Source organism: Sorangiineae bacterium MSr11367 (assembly GCA_037157805.1).
Taxonomy (GTDB): Bacteria; Myxococcota_A; Polyangia; order Polyangiales; family Polyangiaceae; genus Pendulispora; species Pendulispora rubella.
The window spans coordinates 7435389-7451132 of record CP089983.1; the positions used below are offsets into that span (position 1 = coordinate 7435389).

A 15744-nucleotide genomic window follows, 5' to 3' on the forward strand; every position below is an offset into this window, starting at 1 on the left:
CTGGCTGGGGGGCCTTCGAGAGGACGTTCAAACGTGTTGGATGCTTTGTCGTATCAGTCGATAGGAACGGGCGCCGTCGCGCTCATCGTCGCTCGCGCGTTCTACGTTAAGGTTAAGAAGGCGCCCGAAGGCAACGAGGCGATGGCGCGCATTGCGCGTTACGTCCGTGAAGGCGCCATGGCCTTCCTGGCGCGCGAATACAAGGTGCTCGCGATCTACGCCGCGGTCGTCTTCGCGCTCCTTTCGGGCACGCTGGGTCTTCTGGCGGGCGGCGCCTTCATCACCGGTGCGTTTCTGTCCTTGGTGGCCGGCTTCTTCGGCATGAAGGCAGCGACCTACGCCAACGTTCGCACGGCGGAAGCCGCCCGCGCGCACGGCAAGCCGACCGCTCTGGTGACCGCCCTCGATGGCGGCGCGGTCATGGGCCTCTGCGTCGCTGGCCTCGGCCTCCTCGGCCTGGGCGGCATCTACGCGTTCTTCCGGGATGACTCCCACCTGGCCACGATCGTCCACTCCTTCGCGGCGGGCGCCAGCTCGATCGCGTTGTTCGCCCGCATCGGCGGCGGCATCTACACGAAGGCCGCCGACGTCGGCGCCGACATCGTGGGCAAGGTCGAAGCGAACATCCCCGAGGACGACCCCCGTAACCCGGGCGTCATCGCCGACAACGTGGGCGACAACGTCGGTGACATCGCCGGCATGGGCGCCGACATCTACGAGAGCTACGTCGCAGCCGTCGTCGCCGCGGTGGCCCTCGGCCTCACGTTGCCCATCGACACCTTGTCCAAACTCGCGCCGCAGGTGACGGACGAGAAGGCGCTCCGCGCCATGGCGGTGTCGCTTCCCCTGTTGCTTGCGACCATCGGCCTCGGCATGTCGGTCGTGGGCATCTTCATCACGCGCATGCTGAAGAACCTGCCCCCGGCACGCGTTCTGCGTCTCGCGCTCATTCTTCCGCCCTTCCTCGTCGTCGCGGTGGCGGCCATCCTTCTTCCCCAGGCGGGTTTCAGCGCCGGCGCGGTCATCACGCTCGCGGCGGGCGCCGCCGGCGGGGCCATCGTGGGCTTGGTCACCGACTACTACACGTCGATGGGCCCGATTCACAAGGTTGCCCAGAGCTCCCTCACCGGCCCGGGCACCAACGTCATCCGCGGCCTCGCGGTCGGTCTCGAAAGCTGCGCCATCCCGCTCGTTACGCTCTGCGCGGTGGGCTGGATCTCGAACGCGCAGCTCGGTCTCTACGGCATCGCGCTCGCGGCCGTCGGCATGCTCGCCGGCACGGCCATCGTCATGACCGTCGACGCCTACGGCCCCATCGCCGACAACGGCGGCGGCATCTCCGAGATGGCGGGCCTCGGCAAAGACGTGCGCGCCATCACCGACGAACTCGACGCGGTGGGCAACACCACGGCGGCCGTCGGCAAGGGCTTCGCCATCGGTTCGGCGGTGCTCACGGTCGTCGCTCTCTTCGCGGCCTTCAACATGGAGGTCAACGCGGTTCGTCGGGCCAAGGGCGGTGCGGATCTCGTGCTGTTCCTCACCGACGCGAAGGTCCTCATGGGCATCCTCTTCGGATCCATGCTCCCGTGCCTCGTCGGCGCGATGACCATGACCGCCGTCGGTCGCGCCGCCGGCGCCATCGTCGAGGAGATTCGCCGCCAGTTCCGCGAGATCCCGGGCTTGCTCGAGGGCAAGGCCGGTGTCGACCCACAGCCGAAGGTCATCGTCGACATCGCGACGACGGCCGCCATCCGCGAGATGATCGCCCCCGGCGCCATCGCGGTGCTCGCACCGGTCATCGTCGGCTTCATCGCCGGTCCCGAGGTTCTCGCCGGCATGCTGGCGGGCGCCCTCGCCGTCGGCGCCGTTCTATCGCTGCTCATGGCGAACGGCGGCGGCGCTTGGGACAACGCGAAGAAGCACATCGAAAAGGGTGGCCTCGACGGTCACGCCAAGGGTTCGGATGCGCACAAAGCCGCCGTCGTCGGCGACACCGTGGGCGATCCATTCAAGGACACCTCGGGCCCGGGCATCTCGATCCTCATCAAGGTCATGGGCGTCGTCTCGCTGCTCATCGCCCCGCTCATCGCCTGATCGTCACTTGAGCAACTTGGAACGCGCGAGCCGCTCGGCGGCCTCGCGCGTTCCTGTTTTGTCGGCCTTTGCGGCCGCGAAGACGTCGAGCAAAATGCCGCCGAGGCGCTCGACGGCCTGGTCGACCTGGGCTTCGCTCCACTTCCAGAGCTCGAAGCCTACGCCATGAAGGACGCCGCCGGCGCTGGCCACGAAGTCCGGCGCGTAGAGGATGCCCCGCTCCTGCAAGCGCGCGTCGTCCTCCGGGGTCTCGAGCTGGTTGTTCGCCGCGCCGGCGATGGCCGCGCAGCGTAGCTCCGGGATGGTGCGCGCATTGAGGATGCCGCCCGTGGCGCAGGGCGCGAGAATGTCGCACGCGGTCGTGACGGCGTCGTCGGGGGCGACGGTGGCGACACCAAAGCGCGATACGAGGCTCGCGACGCGCGACGCGTCGACGTCGCTCACGGTGACGCGCGCGCCGGCGCGCACGAGCATCTCGACCAAGGCACCGCCGACGCCACCGACGCCCTGCACCACGATGGATCGTCCCGTGAGGTCGCGACGGCCGAGCGCAAACTCGGCGCTGGCCAGGATTGCGTGGAACGTGCCCAGGGCGGTGTGGTGCGTCGTGCTTCCCGAGCCACCTCGCTCCGCGGTGCGGCAGAAGACGTAGCGGCTTCGCTCGTAAATGAAGTCCATGTCGTCGGGGCCGGTGTTCATGTCCGGCGCGCCGTAATACGTGCCGTGCAACGACTCGAGCAGCATGGCGAAGCGCGCGAGGATCTTGGGCCGCTGCGCCGCGAGCACGGCGGGGTCGACGAAGATGACCGACTTGCCACCGCCGAGCGGCGCATCGCAAATGGCCATCTTCAGGGTCATGGCGCTCGAGAGGCGTAGGCCATCCTCCATGGCGGAGAGGGGGGCGTCGTAGGCCTTGATGCGCAGCCCTCCCGCGGCCGGCCCGCGTGCGGTGGAGTGCACGCAGATGAACATGGAGGCCCCCGTCTCCTTGTCATGGCACGACGCCACGAACTCCCCAGCCCAGGCGCACAGCGACTGTGTGTAGCGATCCATTGGAATCTCGGACCGATTCTACTCGAACCGCAAGCTCAAACTGGGCAGGTCGAGCCCTTCGACCTCGGCCCGCCACGTCTCCCCCTTGGCGACGGACTGGCCCGTGGTCAACGTGCCGGTGCTGATGAGCTCTCCCGCGGCGAGCGGGGTGCTCCCCGCGCGCGAGAGTGCAGACGCGAGTTCGGCGACGCAGAGCGCGGGGCTACGAAGGGAATTTTTGCCCGCGCCTTTCTCGACGAGCTGATCGCCTTTGGACAACGTCAATTTGAACGACGCCAGGGACTCGACCAATGCGGGGATGGCGCCGGCCTCTACGCGAAGGGGCGGGCCGACGACCAGTGCCAGATGCAAACCAAAGGCGGCGACGAAGTCGGCCGGCTTGAAGGTCCAATCTGGAAATGGGCAATCGATGATTTCGAACCCCAGTGCCACCCATTCCACGCGAGGGAGTACGTCCGCAGCGGCCTCGAGGCCCGCAGGCACGGGCTCGCGCAATTTGATGACAATCTCGGGCTCGATTTTGGGCGAGCGATAATACGGCAACGTCAACGACGTGCTGGCGGCGTCGGTGAAATGAACCGTGTCGTCGTACATATGTGCCCAGACCAATGTGTCGAGCTTCAATGCACGCCACACGGCCTTGTTGGCATATCCGACCTTGAGGCCGGTGCTTTTTCGCCCGGCCGATTGGCGCGCGCGCAGGAGCTCGGCCTCGACCGCGTAACCTGCGCGCAGATCGAACGCGTCGTCGCGCGCCGAAGGTGTCGATGGAACCACGGCGCCTGTTTCGTACGCCGCCAAAAGCTCGCGCGCGAGCGCGCCCGGATCGGTGTTCGGCATCGCTCATTTGTTAGCACTTCGCGCCGACGCGCTGTCCTCTTTGTTGGCCGACCGAGGTCGGGCTATAGCCAAAGGTATGTCCGACTTTCATTCGGTCGTGTCGCGCGACGGCAGCATCATCGGTTACGAGAAGCTCGGTCAGGGACCTGCGATGGTCCTCGTTCACGGCGGCACCGCCGATCGACGGCGCTGGCTGCCCGCCGTTCCGCAGCTCGCCGAGCGGTTCACGCTGCACATCGTCGATCGACGCGGCCGAGCCTTGAGCGACAAGGAGAAGGCGCCGTACGACATCGCACGTGAAGGTGAGGACGTGGCCGCCGTCGTCGAGGCCGCCGGGCGCGATGTCTATTTGGTGGGGCATTCGTACGGCGCGCTGTGCTCGCTCGAAGCGGCTTTGAGCACCGATGCCATCGGCCGATTGCTCATCTACGAGCCGCCCGCCGCCACGCCGGGCCATGCCGTGACGCCCGCCGCCACCCTCGAGCGACTGCGCGCCGCCGCCGCACGCGGCGATCGCCAGTTGGTGCTGGAGACGTTTTACCGCGAGGTCATCCACTCCACGCCGGAGGACATCGCCGAAATGGTGCCCACGCCCATGTGGCAAGCGCGCCTGGCCGCGGCCCTCACCATCGTGCGCGAGCTCGAGCAGGTCGAGCACTTCGATATCTCGTCGCGCCTGTCGGCCATCCGCATCCCGGTTCGGCTCCTGCTCGGAACGGAGAGCCCTCCGTATTTCCGTCCCGCCGCATTGGCCATCGCCAACGAGATCCCCCAAGCCGACGTGCTTCCGCTCCACGGCCAGGGCCATTTGGCCATCGACCGCGATACCGATCAATTCGTCCGGGCGGTCTTCGCTTTCGGCGCGGGGTGATCCGCGGGTTAGGCGCTTCTCGAGAGCGGCGCGCCATCGTCACGCACGCGGGTCCTCACGAAGGCGCGTCCTCGGTCGCAGCACGAGGGGAACACCTTCAACGTCAAGCTCGTCGCCGCGGGAGGTGGGGCGGTGACGCGTACTGGGGCGCGCCATCGTCACGCACGCGCGCGCGACGAAGTGTCCTAGGACAGGCCCGAAGCGTCCCGGACAGGGGGCGGCGCGGGGATTCGTCGCATTTTGCCGAATGAGAGCTTGGCCTCCATTTGGCAATGCGTCGGGTCAGACTTTCGTGCGCGGAGCTCCGGACCCCGCGCCCGCAAGGTCGAAGATCAAGATGATGGGTTGCCGCAAGGTTCGAGTGGGAGGCAACAGCCCTCCGCGTGCCCCCGAAGGCAGGGAACCAACGCCCAACGGCGTCCAGCTAGGGGGAACAACACGTGGGGCGGTGACGGGAGGTGCAGCGGGCGCCGACCGGTGGCGGAATTCCTAGTTGGGGAAGCTGCAACAACTGCTCGCATCCACCGGATTTTCTTTTACCCTCATTTTCATCTGGCAGAGAAAGGCCAGAAGAAGGCCGTCTGAGATTGCGCGGAACGCGCGATCACGCACGCGTTTGTCCCCCTCCCCCTCCCCCTCCCCCTCCCCCTCCCCCCTCCGTCTTGTAGTTGCACCGTGACGAACGGCCCCCTCCGCCAAGGGACTTCCACTTGGACGTCACACCCGAGGTGCCAGCGTCACGGACCAACGCGAAGAGCAACCACTTGCAGTCTACACCAAAAATGACGACACCATCCGGCGCTGGCCATGTGCGACGGGTTCGGACATCCGAGCGCTGCCCCCAATTGCGCCAGCTGCGCCATTCAGGACCTGCCGCCGGCCGATGTGCGATTTCGAACTTCGACGCATTGCTCATCCCTCTTCGAAACGAGGAATCCCTTTTCGCATGAGAGCGACAAAAAGATTTGGACCGAATCGACCCACGCCACGTCCATCCCCGGATGGGTGCTGGAGGCTTTCTTTCGGTCGGTCTTCTCGCGGTCTTCCTGACGGCAAGCACGGGGTGCATTCGCGATGCGAACGTCAAGGCTCCCGCAACCATGGCGTCTCTCGCGCAACGGGCGGCGGAGGGTGATCCACGCGTCCATGCCGAGCTTCGCGGCGGAGGGCCGGACGGCCTGCGCGCCTTGCTGGCGCGCTACGATGCCACACCCGCGTCGGAGGTTCTCGCACGCACCAACCTGCAGCGCGCGATCGATGCGGTGGCCAAACAGCGCGACGCGCACGTGTCACGCCTTTATTGGTACACCGACTTGAACGAGGCCATGGGCGCGGCCCGACGCCAAGGGCGTCCCATCCTCGCGCTGCGCATGCTGGGCAACCTCGATGAAGAGCTGAGTTGCGCCAACAGCCGCTTCTTCCGAACCGCGTTGTACGCGAACCGTGAACTCTCTGCGTACCTGCGCGAGCACTTCGTCCTCGTCTGGCAGAGCGAGCGCCCCGCGCCCGTCATCACCATCGACTTCCGCGACGGGCGCAAGGTGGTGCGCACCATCACGGGCAACAGCATTCACTACGTGCTCGACGTGCAGGGCCGCCCCGTCGATGCCCTTCCCGGCCTTTACGGTCCTGGAGCCTTCCGCCGCGGCCTCGAGAACGCGGAGAGCCTGGCCCGTCGCGTAGGCTCCTTCGAGGAGTCCGCGTGGCGGCAGGCCATGGAGACGCATCACCGGGCCGCGCTCCAGGCCCTCGTGAGCGATTGGGCCCCCACACTTCGACGGGCGAGCCTGCCGGAGATGCCGTTTCCCGGTGATGCCTCGGCCTCGGGGGCGCTCGTCGGCAACGACCAAGTGCTGCCGCCGGCCTACATGGCCATGCCGGTCGCCCCCAGCAAAGCCGCCGTCGAAACACCGCCGCTCCGCGCAATCGAGCGGGGGACACCGCCGCGCGATCCCGTGCCGTGGCGGCACATCGGCCGGGCCTTCGCCGAGGATGCGCAGCTCGACGCCTCGAGCGTCGAGCTCCTTCGCGCCAAGCGCCCGCGCAACTGGGCCGATGCCCAGAGGCCAGGTGCCCCGCTCGATGCGCGTGGCGTCGCCGGCCTCATCGCCGAGTTCGAAGCCAACATGGCCGAGGACACCGCCAAGAACGAGTTCTCGCTTCATGCGACCTTGCACCGCTGGTTTGCCGAAGCGCCGTACGATCTGAACGAGCTCGACAAACGCGTGTACAGTACATTGTTCTACACCCCCGCCTCGGATCCGTGGCTCGGCCTCGTCCCGCCCAACGCTTATACCGGCATCCAGGACGACGGCATCGAAGCGCGCTAATCGCGACGGCCTTCGCGGTAATAGGCCTCGAACGTCGCGTGATCGTCCCCGTCGGCACCGCCATCGACGATGCGCACGCGCACGTCGAAGGCGCGAGCGGCCACGAGGGCGCCCTCACTGCCACCGAGCATGTCCTGCCAAATGTTGTGGTCGAAGCCGTAGCATTCGTGGAACCTCGCCTGCACGTAGCCCGAGCGCGACTCCGCGATGTCCATCGTGCCGAGTTCGTAATAGCGATTGAACAGGCGCGCCGCGCCCGAGATGATGAACGCCGGCGACACCACCCGCAGAAAGACGGAGTAGATGCCGCCCGAAAGATCCTCCATTGCCGAAATTTTCCCGCAGGTGCGGGGGAAGCCGGGGCCCATGCCCACGGCCTGCGCGGTGGCGTGAAGAGTTCGATACCAATGAATGGGGTACCACCCGCCGCGAACGATCGCGCCATACTGAACCGCCGTGCGAAACTCGTCCGGCAAACGGCCGACGCACTCTTCCTCGCGAGCCTTCCCGCCCTCCTGCCTCAGCACGCGCAGCAGGTTGTGAATGTTGGTCCCCTTGCAGCGATTCTCCCGCATCCCCCACCTACACTGCGCAGAGCCAGACGTCGGCCATGATATGCGACTATACCGCCTGACCTCCAGCGGTTCACCTTAACGAAATAAAAAGACACCCTTTCGCCCCTCTCTGTCGGAGCGGCACCGGCTCGTTCGTCCTCTGGGCCAAATGAGAAAATTGGTGCTCAAAATGTCCGTTTCCATCGATGGGTTCGTCGGCGGACCGAACGGCGAAGTCGACTGGCTCATCAGAAACATGGACGACCGCGCGGCCATCTGGGTGGTGGACACACTCCGGCAAGCGGGCGTCCACATCATGGGCAGCCGCACGTACCACGACATGGCGGCGTACTGGCCAACGTCCACCGAGCCGTTCGCCGCACCCATGAACGAAATTCCCAAGGTGGTCTTTTCGCGAAAGGGCCTTTCCTCCAGCACGGCGACGACGACCACGGCATTGCGCGACGCATCGCGCATCCGCGACGCGCGGGGCGACGTTCCTGCACCGCTCTCCCCCAGCGCCAACACGTGGACCGAGGCCGTGATTGCCCGCGACCTCGTGGAGGAGATTGCCCGATTGAAACAGCAAGACGGCAAAATCATTCTGGCACACGGCGGGGCCGGCTTCGTACAGAGCCTCGTGGAGCATGACCTGGTCGACGAATACCGCCTTCTCGTTCATCCCGTGGTCCTAGGACGCGGCCTACCGATATTTTCTCGGGCCGCCTCCTTCGACGTGAAGCTGGTCAGCACAACAGCATTTCCCTCCGGGAGCGTCGCCAACGTCTACCAGCGTCGATAAGGGAACGGATATTTCACCATCTTCCCAAGCTACATCCAGCCGCCGGTCGTGTATGTCTTGTGGACGACATGGCAGGGGAAAGATTCCGAACGGAGCTTGGGGAAGCTTGGTTGGATGACGAGAACGGCATCGTGCGTTTCGCCTATTTCGCAGGCGGCGTGTGCGACCTCGAGGGTGCCAAACGGATTCTCGCCGTGGAAGAACGCGCGTCGGGCGGCAAACGGCTGCCCATCTTGATCGACGTGCGGCTGCCCGTCACCATCGATCAGGAGGCGCGCGCCTTCTTCGCCCGCATCAAGTCGTTCAGTGCGTTCGCGTTCCTGATGGACTCGCCCGTCAGCGCCATGATGACGAAAATTTTCGCCGCCGTTCACGAAAAGGAGCTCGTCCCGACGAAGCTATTCAACTCGGAGCGCGAAGCCATCGATTGGCTGCAGGGGTTTTCCGAATAGATGAGCTCCAACCACGTCGGCGACGTTGGCGATCGGCTGCGCGACCTGGAAGAAGTCATCGTGGCCCTCGCATCGTTCAACTACTCGAAGAAAGCGCAGGTGAGCCCTCACGGAGACACCATCGACAGCATGGCCGTCGGTCTCAACATGCTGGGCGAGGAACTTGCCGCCTCCACGGTTTCCAAAGGCTACGTCACACACATTCTCCATTCGATGATCGATCCCGTCGTGGTCACCGACCGCGGCGGCGTCCTTCGCATGGTGAATCAGGCCACCTGCACCATGTCCGGCTTCACGAGGGAAGAGTTGCTTGGGCAACATTTCATCGCCCTCCTTCCCGAGCTGAACACCGACGACGTCATCGCCAGCGGGCGCGCCACGCACCCGGACACCTATTTCGCCTCGAAACACAGCGAGCCCACACCGGTGTCGGTCACCGCCTCCATCATGCTCGACCGCGGTGAGGTGCAGGGCATCGTGTGCGTCGCACGCGATCTGACCGAGGTCAAACGCGCCGAAGAGGAACGACTGCGGCTGCGCGGTGCGATGAAGCTTCAGGCCGCGCTCATGGAGGAGCTTTCCACGCCGCTCATTCCGATCGCGGACGACGTGTTGGCGCTTCCCCTCATCGGCTCCCTCGACGAAGATCGCACCGTGCGCATGACGGAGACGCTTTTGCAGGGCGTGATTTCCCGCGCGGCCCGCGTGGTCATCGTCGACTTCACGGGTTTGCGCGCCTTCGATCAAGCGTCGGTCCATGGCCTCTTGCGCGCCATCGGGGCCGTACGACTCATTGGCGCCGATGTGGTTATAACGGGTATTCAGCCGCGGGTTGCGCAAACGATGGTCCAGCTCGATGCCGATCTGAGCGGCATCGTCATCTTCGGTGCCTTTCAACAAGCCATTCCCTATGCGCTCGACGACCGGCGGCGAGAGAGGCGCTGAGACATCGCCACGCGAGCCCGGCACCGAGCGCGACGCACTCGGGCCGGTGCGATCGACCCATGCGCCGCTTCCCCTTTGGCGCGCCGTGCTTCCGGTGGCGATGTCGGTCGTCATCATCGTCTTCGTAAACGGATTTCTCTTCGCCAAGCAGGGTCAGATCGGCACTCTCTTCGCGGTCACCATTCCCGTGGCCGCGGCCGCCTTCTTCTTGTTCGCCTGGGCGCCAATTCGGATGCGCCATCTGCGTATCACTCTTCACGCACACGGTGTGGTGGTGAGCACACCGCACAAGTCGGACACGGAGGATGTCATCCTTTTTGATGACGTCGACGAAGTCTGGTTCATCCTCGAGTCGATGCGATCGTGGTTGGGCACGGTGGCTTTGATGGACGCACTCCGTCTCGTGAAACACGATGAATCGAGCCACCTCGTGCCGCTTCATGTGAGGGGTGGCTTCACCATCGCCAAAGAGATCCTCCGCGCTTGCTCCCATCCGCTTCGCGCCGATGCGTCGCGAACGGTTCGAGATGGCGGGACACTCACATTTGGAAACGTCGCGCTGGATCGAATCGGACTACGAACCACATCGTGGGCAATTACGTGGAGCGAGCTCCGCTTGGTTCGATATCTACCGGGACGCGTCGCGTTATTTCGCCGGCAGACCGTGTTTCCATGGCGAAACATTCGCCTCGACCAGGTGCCGCACCCCACGATTTTTGCCAAGCTCGTTACCGAATACGCGCCCAAAGTCGAAGTCGACGATCCATTGGGCACCCTTCGCGACTGACGCGACTGACGCGACCGAGAAAACGAAAGTCATCATCCAGCTGCGCTCCCCGTTGCTTCGCAAGCAACAGTGGTAACTGGCGCGACCAGCCGCGCGCGCGGGTTGCCAGGTGTACCGGCGACCGTATCGAAGCCATTAATCCGTACCGCGCGCGAATCCTAACTTTGATACAGTGGTTCCAGGTCGATCCCACTCGCCTAGTCCGTTCTGTTCATTTACGGCCGCAACTCCACGGGACTCTCGGCACCGTGACCCTGGCACGCGGGTTGATGAGTGCATACGCGACCTCGATGGGAAGGGGACAAATGGAATTTATGAAAGAGAAGGTTTTCGTCACGTTTTCCATGGTTGCCGAGCTGCCGGTGATCGTGGCCACCACGGAGCCTTCGGGCGGTCCGCTCAGCGTCCAGGACAAACAAACGACCCGCCGGCGTCCTTCGCTTCACCGCCCCGATGCGCATTCGGCTCTGCGCCGTTGGGTGCGCGTCCCGCTGCACGTGTCTCGCAAGAAAGTGTGATCGTGTCGCCTTCGCCCACTCCCTCTCCGCGCTACGTGGCCGCGCACATGGCCCTCCCGGCCCTGTTGCAGTCGCTTGGGCCCAAGCGCTTGCTGGACGCCATCGAAGTCAACGACGCGGAGCTCTTCGCGTTCCTGTGGACGAAATGCGGGTTCCACTACCGCCCGCGCTTCTTCCACACCACCTATGGCGTTCACCGACTGGGCGTGCTGACCTTTCCCGAGCCTCGCGACATCGCGGAGGCCTACATGGGGCTCGTCGTCGGAAAGACCGACAGCCCGGCGTATTACCAATACTTCACGTGGGAAATGGCTCTCGACTTCGCCGGCGGGCCCGAACCCGCGACGTTGTTGGGCACGTGGACGAATCGGACGCATACGAACCTCGGTGAGGGGCCGGCTGTCACCGGCGATCTCATGAAGGACGCGTGGGCCTTCGCCCAGGCCGCGCTGAAGCACGTCCAAACGTCCTAGCCAATCGGGGGCGGACGGAACACGCCGGGAACCGGCGCGCGAAGCTGCGCGCTGGGATCCCATTCAGAGCAGCGCGATGTCGACGCGGCGATCGCGGGCCCAGCTCTCGTCGTCGGTGCCGATCGCATCGAGCTTGCCGCGCGACGTTTCGCGCAGCTTGTCCTTGGCCACACCGAGCTGGCCCAGGTAATTGGCCACACTGTCGGCGCGGTGCTCGCCGAGGACGAAGTTGTATTCGACCTCGCCGCGCGGATCGGCGCGACCGACGAGGGCAAGCGACCGACCGCGAAGCGGCCCGGTGGTTACGCATTTGGCAACCTGATCGAGAACGCCGCGGTCCTGATCGGGAAGGGCGCTGTCGTCGAAATCGAATTTGGGCGCCGCATCGACCTTACCCAGCACGATGTTGCACGCGGCGAGCAGGTCACCCGAAATGGCGACCGCCGCCCCATGGTACGGTGCGGCCGGCGGCGGCGGCGCGCTCGCGACGGGCGCAGGAGGACGCGCAGCGGGTGCGGCCACGGCAGGCGCGACGGGCTCGTGCGCGCAACCGACGGCGGCCAATGCAACCAACGAGAAGAGAGAGAGCCCAACCACCGGCAAAACGAAACGAGTATTCATGTGAGCCTCCGTAGAAAGGAAGCGGCGGACGCGCGCACGCATTCCCCGAGGCTCCATAACTCGCCGTAATCTACAAGCGGCCCTCGTAGGGATCGTGCGACGCCTTGGACGCGGGTGGCCGCGGCCTTCGCACGGCAGGAGGAGGCGGCGCGGACGAAGCGGCCCCCGCGGGCGCGGCACCCGGTGGCGGCGCGCTGGACGGAGGCGGAGGTGGCTGGATTGCGGGCGCCACCGAAGCGGAGGGAAGTGACTCTGGAGTCGGCGCAGGTGACCGGCGGGTCATCACGAAAAGGACCAGCCCCGCGACGAGCACCACCGCGCACGCGGCGATGGCCACGACGAGCCACGCACGGGCGAAGCGTCGCGCCGGCTTTTCGGGTGCGATCACGGCGAGCTGGCTTCGGACGGCGAGCGTACGGCTCAGAGGCACCGTCTCGCCACCAATGCTCGCGGGCGGCGGCGACGGCGCGGGCGGCGGTCGGAGATCGCGCACGACGTCCAACGTCTCCCCCATCCCCAAGGTCGCATCGACCCGCCGCCTGCGCATGGCCGAACGTTCGCGAAGGGCGGACTCGAAGAACGATGCCACGTCGGCCGAGGTCGTCGACAGTTGGCACTCGTCCATCACCGACTCGATGGCCCGCCCGAGCTCGTACGCCGTCCCGAACCGGCGCTCGCGATCCGATGCCACGGCACGATCGACGACGCGCTGGCATGGGCCGGGCATCTCCATGGGGAGAAGCTCCCGCAACACCACGCCGAGGCTCCAAATGTCGGAGCGGCGATCCTCGTACCCCGAAAGCCGCTCGGGCGCGATGTACCGCACCTTGCCGCGGAGCGAGGCCATTTCCGCGACACTCGCCGCGCCCGCCGCGCGGTTCGCGATTTTCGCGACGCCGAAGTCGGCCAGCTTGGAGATCCCTCGCGACGTCACCAGAATGTTGTGCGGCGAAATATCGTTGTGCACGATGCAGGCAGGCGCGCCGTTCGCGTCGCGCATCTCGTGGGCTGCGTGCAGCCCGCCGCAGACGTCGGCCACCACGCGCAACGTCACCCCGATGGGGATGACGGTATGGCCTGAGCGTTCCACGTCGCGCCAGAGCACGTAGAGCGATTCCCCCTCGACCCATTCCATGACGACGTACAGGGATCCGTTGTGCTCGCCGAGCTCGAACGTCTGCACCACGTTCGGGTGCTCGATCCGGGCGGTGAGCTGGGCCTCGTTGAGCAGCAGGGCCCGAAAGCGCGGCTCGGCGGCGAACTCGGGCAAGATCGTCTTGATGGCCACGAGCTTCTCGAAGCCGTGTTTCCCGCGCAGCATGGCGGCCCATACCGAGCCCATGCCTCCGCGCCCCACCTCGTACAGAAGCTCGTAGCGATCGAGTCTCCGGCTTACGACGAGATCAAATTGGGCAGGCATCGGTATCCATTACGTCGCAGGACCGAGCATTCTACCACGCTGCGCAGGATCGTCGTGGAATGCGCTGCGAGATCACTCTGGATCGCATGTTCGCGCGGGCGAGCCGACGGGCCATGCCACGTTCGAGCTTTCGCATGCACATTTCACCCGAGAATCGCGGTCTCACCTTCACGAGCCTCCACGGCACACGCACTGCAATGTCCTCCCGCGAAGCCTAAAGGAGGCACTTACGATGAAACAGATTGCGATATCCATTGCTGCCGCTCTCGTCATGGTCGGTTGCGCATCGTCGGACGGGAACGTGGGCGAATCGGCCGCGGAGAACGTGGAGACGGATCAAGAGCTCGCCGCGGACGAGCAAGACCACGGCGTCTCCCTCGACGAGGGAGACACCGGCAGCTACGTGGCCAAGGAGGACGAGGACTTCCTCACGTGGCTCGAGACGACGGAGGACGATCCCGCCGTGGGCATCGAAGACGGCGACGACCTCGAGACCAACGGCGTGGACGTCCAGGCCGCGGCCGCGGTCACACCGCTGCTCAAATCAGGACTCCACCGTCGGGCGTCGACGGCCCTGCGCAACATCAAGCTCCCGGCCTGGCGCATCATGCAGACGTGCGGAAACGCCCCCGCCTCGAAAGGCTCGCACGCCAAGGACGGAAGCTTCAAAGATCTCGACGGCAAGACGAAGGTCTACTGCGCGGCCGTCGACATTTCGACCCGCACCAAGCCCGGTGGTCCGCAGATGGCGGCCAAGGCGGTGAAGAACGTCCTCTTCTACCTCGGCAAGGTGGGCTTCGCCGCGTGGTACCGCGATCCGGGCCACGACGGCTGGCCTTCGAACGAGGTGCACCACATCCACGCCGTGTACGCGGGCGTGCCGATGAAGGCCATGCTCGATCGCCAGGTCCTCGACTATTCCGTTTGCAAAAATGGTCTCCAAGGCCACGCCAAGTACGCATTTTACTGCGCCAACCCCAGTATGCGTACCAATGTGAAAAACCTCTGGAACAAATACAACTGACGACGTGCCCCACACGCTCCGATCCGGAGCACCCAGGTGCTCCAAATTGGTGCAGCCGCCCTCGCCTGCAGCTATTTTCGCCCCGAAATCGGCCTGGCATCGCGTTCGCTATGCCAAGTGTGCATGAGAATCCGATTTTGGGGCGTTCGCGGAAGCATCGCTTCACCGGGGCCGGAGACGGCGGGGGTGGGCGGCAATACGAGTTGCGTCGAGGTGTCGTGTGAAAACGAGCGATTCATCCTCGACGCGGGCACGGGCCTGCGGGGGCTCGGGGATGCCATGCTCGCGCAATCGAACGACCGGGCGCCGGCGATGGAGGCCACCTTGCTTCTTTCGCACGTGCACTGGGACCATATTCAGGGTTTGCCCTTTTTCGGGCCGGCGTACTCGCCGGACATGAAGCTCCGCATCGTCGGCGGCAAGAATGGCAAACTCGGACTGCGGGAAACGCTGGCGCGTCAGATGACCGACCCGGTGTTTCCCGTCCGACACGACGAGCTGCGCGCCTCGATCTCCATCGAGGAGGTCCAGGCGGGCGACGCTTTTCGCGTGGGCGATGCCACGGTGCGTGCGGCCAGAGGGAACCATCCCAACGGGGTGCTCGCCTACCGCATCGAGTGCGGTGGGCGCTCTGTGGTGTATGCTACCGACACCGAGCACTTCGCCGGCACCGATCCACAGCTGCTCGATCTCGCCCGCGGGGCCGACGTTCTCATTTACGATTCGCAGTACACCGAGAACGAATACCGCACGTCCCGCATGGGATGGGGCCACTCGACCTACGTCGCAGGCTCCGAGCTGGCCAAGGCGGCGGGGGTTGCACAGTACATCCTTTTTCATCACGATCCGAGGCGGAGCGACGAACAGGTCCTCGAGCTGGAGGCGCGGGCGTGCGAGCTCTTCGAGGGTTCGCGGGCGGCGCGCGAAGGAATGGAAATCGCGCTCGACCGGGCGTAGCGG

At 65.4% G+C, this 15744-nt stretch carries 16 protein-coding genes; 11 read left to right on the forward strand and 5 right to left on the reverse strand.

The features are described 5' to 3' along the window. The first annotated feature begins 33 nt into the window (after positions 1 to 33). Positions 34 to 2094 carry a sodium-translocating pyrophosphatase gene (locus tag LVJ94_28760; GenBank protein WXB00901.1) on the forward strand — a complete coding sequence of 687 codons (2061 nt, stop codon included), beginning with the start codon at positions 34 to 36 and terminating at the stop codon, positions 2092 to 2094. A gap of 3 nt (positions 2095 to 2097) precedes the next feature. On the opposite strand, the gene LVJ94_28765 is transcribed toward LVJ94_28760, so the two are convergent. Then, positions 2098 to 3147: a leucine dehydrogenase gene (locus LVJ94_28765; protein ID WXB00902.1), complete on the reverse strand. Its 1050-nt coding sequence runs from the start codon at positions 3145 to 3147 to the stop codon at positions 2098 to 2100. A gap of 18 nt (positions 3148 to 3165) precedes the next feature. Next, positions 3166 to 3987, reverse strand: a complete 822-nt coding sequence (locus tag LVJ94_28770; GenBank protein ID WXB00903.1) for a fumarylacetoacetate hydrolase family protein — start codon at positions 3985 to 3987, stop codon at positions 3166 to 3168. Between the two features lie 76 nt (positions 3988 to 4063). On the opposite strand from LVJ94_28770, the gene LVJ94_28775 reads away from it, so the two are divergent. Beyond that, entirely contained in the window at positions 4064 to 4858 is a 795-nt protein-coding gene (locus LVJ94_28775) for an alpha/beta hydrolase (GenBank protein ID WXB00904.1), read from the forward strand. Positions 4859 to 5958: 1100 nt separating this feature from the next. Next, the gene (locus LVJ94_28780) at positions 5959 to 7188 is read left to right on the forward strand and encodes a thioredoxin family protein (protein WXB00905.1); all 1230 of its coding nucleotides are present in this window, start codon (positions 5959 to 5961) and stop codon (positions 7186 to 7188) included. On the opposite strand, the gene LVJ94_28785 is transcribed toward LVJ94_28780, so the two are convergent. Then, positions 7185 to 7763: a hypothetical protein gene (locus LVJ94_28785; protein WXB00906.1), complete on the reverse strand. Its 579-nt coding sequence runs from the start codon at positions 7761 to 7763 to the stop codon at positions 7185 to 7187. The genes LVJ94_28780 and LVJ94_28785 overlap by 4 nt on opposite strands. Before the next feature lie 169 nt (positions 7764 to 7932). Here LVJ94_28785 and LVJ94_28790 point away from each other — a divergent pair, with 169 nt between their 5' ends. The 6 genes from LVJ94_28790 (at position 7933) to LVJ94_28815 (ending at position 11719) form a co-directional block, all read left to right on the forward strand. Further along, positions 7933 to 8544, forward strand: coding sequence for a dihydrofolate reductase family protein (locus tag LVJ94_28790; protein WXB00907.1), 612 nt, complete (start codon positions 7933 to 7935; stop codon positions 8542 to 8544). A 110-nt stretch (positions 8545 to 8654) separates the two neighbouring features. Continuing rightward, positions 8655 to 8996, forward strand: a complete 342-nt coding sequence (locus LVJ94_28795; protein WXB00908.1) for a hypothetical protein — start codon at positions 8655 to 8657, stop codon at positions 8994 to 8996. Continuing rightward, positions 8997 to 9941 (forward strand): PAS domain S-box protein, encoded by a 945-nt coding sequence (locus tag LVJ94_28800; GenBank protein ID WXB00909.1) that lies wholly within the window; start codon positions 8997 to 8999, stop codon positions 9939 to 9941. Then, complete coding sequence (locus LVJ94_28805) at positions 9907 to 10728, forward strand: hypothetical protein (GenBank protein WXB00910.1); 822 nt, start codon at positions 9907 to 9909, stop codon at positions 10726 to 10728. The genes LVJ94_28800 and LVJ94_28805 overlap by 35 nt, the downstream gene beginning before the upstream one ends. Positions 10729 to 10976: 248 nt before the next feature. Then, positions 10977 to 11246: a hypothetical protein gene (locus LVJ94_28810; GenBank protein ID WXB00911.1), complete on the forward strand. Its 270-nt coding sequence runs from the start codon at positions 10977 to 10979 to the stop codon at positions 11244 to 11246. Between the two features lie 2 nt (positions 11247 to 11248). Next, positions 11249 to 11719, forward strand: coding sequence for a hypothetical protein (locus tag LVJ94_28815; protein WXB00912.1), 471 nt, complete (start codon positions 11249 to 11251; stop codon positions 11717 to 11719). 63 nt (positions 11720 to 11782) lie between these two features. On the opposite strand, the gene LVJ94_28820 is transcribed toward LVJ94_28815, so the two are convergent. Continuing rightward, positions 11783 to 12340 (reverse strand): OmpA family protein, encoded by a 558-nt coding sequence (locus LVJ94_28820; GenBank protein WXB00913.1) that lies wholly within the window; start codon positions 12338 to 12340, stop codon positions 11783 to 11785. Between the two features lie 70 nt (positions 12341 to 12410). Next, complete coding sequence (locus LVJ94_28825; GenBank protein ID WXB00914.1) at positions 12411 to 13760, reverse strand: serine/threonine protein kinase; 1350 nt, start codon at positions 13758 to 13760, stop codon at positions 12411 to 12413. 232 nt (positions 13761 to 13992) lie between these two features. Between LVJ94_28825 and LVJ94_28830 the strand changes: the two genes are divergently transcribed. Both LVJ94_28830 and LVJ94_28835 read left to right on the forward strand, forming a co-directional pair. Further along, complete coding sequence (locus LVJ94_28830; protein WXB00915.1) at positions 13993 to 14784, forward strand: hypothetical protein; 792 nt, start codon at positions 13993 to 13995, stop codon at positions 14782 to 14784. A gap of 123 nt (positions 14785 to 14907) precedes the next feature. After that, positions 14908 to 15741: an MBL fold metallo-hydrolase gene (locus tag LVJ94_28835; GenBank protein WXB00916.1), complete on the forward strand. Its 834-nt coding sequence runs from the start codon at positions 14908 to 14910 to the stop codon at positions 15739 to 15741. Positions 15742 to 15744 lie beyond the last annotated feature (3 nt).

What these genes read in the sequence shown, in the direction of transcription:
- LVJ94_28800 (WXB00909.1), top strand. Translation starts at nt 8,997, where the DNA reads ATGAGCTCCAACCACGTCGGCGACGTTGGCGATCGGCTGCGCGACCTG.
- LVJ94_28830 (WXB00915.1), top strand. Translation starts at nt 13,993, where the DNA reads ATGAAACAGATTGCGATATCCATTGCTGCCGCTCTCGTCATGGTCGGT.
- LVJ94_28820 (WXB00913.1), bottom strand. Translation starts at nt 12,340, where the DNA reads ATGAATACTCGTTTCGTTTTGCCGGTGGTTGGGCTCTCTCTCTTCTCG.
- LVJ94_28825 (WXB00914.1), bottom strand. Translation starts at nt 13,760, where the DNA reads ATGCCTGCCCAATTTGATCTCGTCGTAAGCCGGAGACTCGATCGCTAC.
- LVJ94_28765 (WXB00902.1), bottom strand. Translation starts at nt 3,147, where the DNA reads ATGGATCGCTACACACAGTCGCTGTGCGCCTGGGCTGGGGAGTTCGTG.
- LVJ94_28775 (WXB00904.1), top strand. Translation starts at nt 4,064, where the DNA reads ATGTCCGACTTTCATTCGGTCGTGTCGCGCGACGGCAGCATCATCGGT.
- LVJ94_28835 (WXB00916.1), top strand. Translation starts at nt 14,908, where the DNA reads ATGAGAATCCGATTTTGGGGCGTTCGCGGAAGCATCGCTTCACCGGGG.
- LVJ94_28805 (WXB00910.1), top strand. Translation starts at nt 9,907, where the DNA reads ATGCGCTCGACGACCGGCGGCGAGAGAGGCGCTGAGACATCGCCACGC.
- LVJ94_28770 (WXB00903.1), bottom strand. Translation starts at nt 3,987, where the DNA reads ATGCCGAACACCGATCCGGGCGCGCTCGCGCGCGAGCTTTTGGCGGCG.
- LVJ94_28790 (WXB00907.1), top strand. Translation starts at nt 7,933, where the DNA reads ATGTCCGTTTCCATCGATGGGTTCGTCGGCGGACCGAACGGCGAAGTC.
- LVJ94_28785 (WXB00906.1), bottom strand. Translation starts at nt 7,763, where the DNA reads ATGCGGGAGAATCGCTGCAAGGGGACCAACATTCACAACCTGCTGCGC.
- LVJ94_28780 (WXB00905.1), top strand. Translation starts at nt 5,959, where the DNA reads ATGGCGTCTCTCGCGCAACGGGCGGCGGAGGGTGATCCACGCGTCCAT.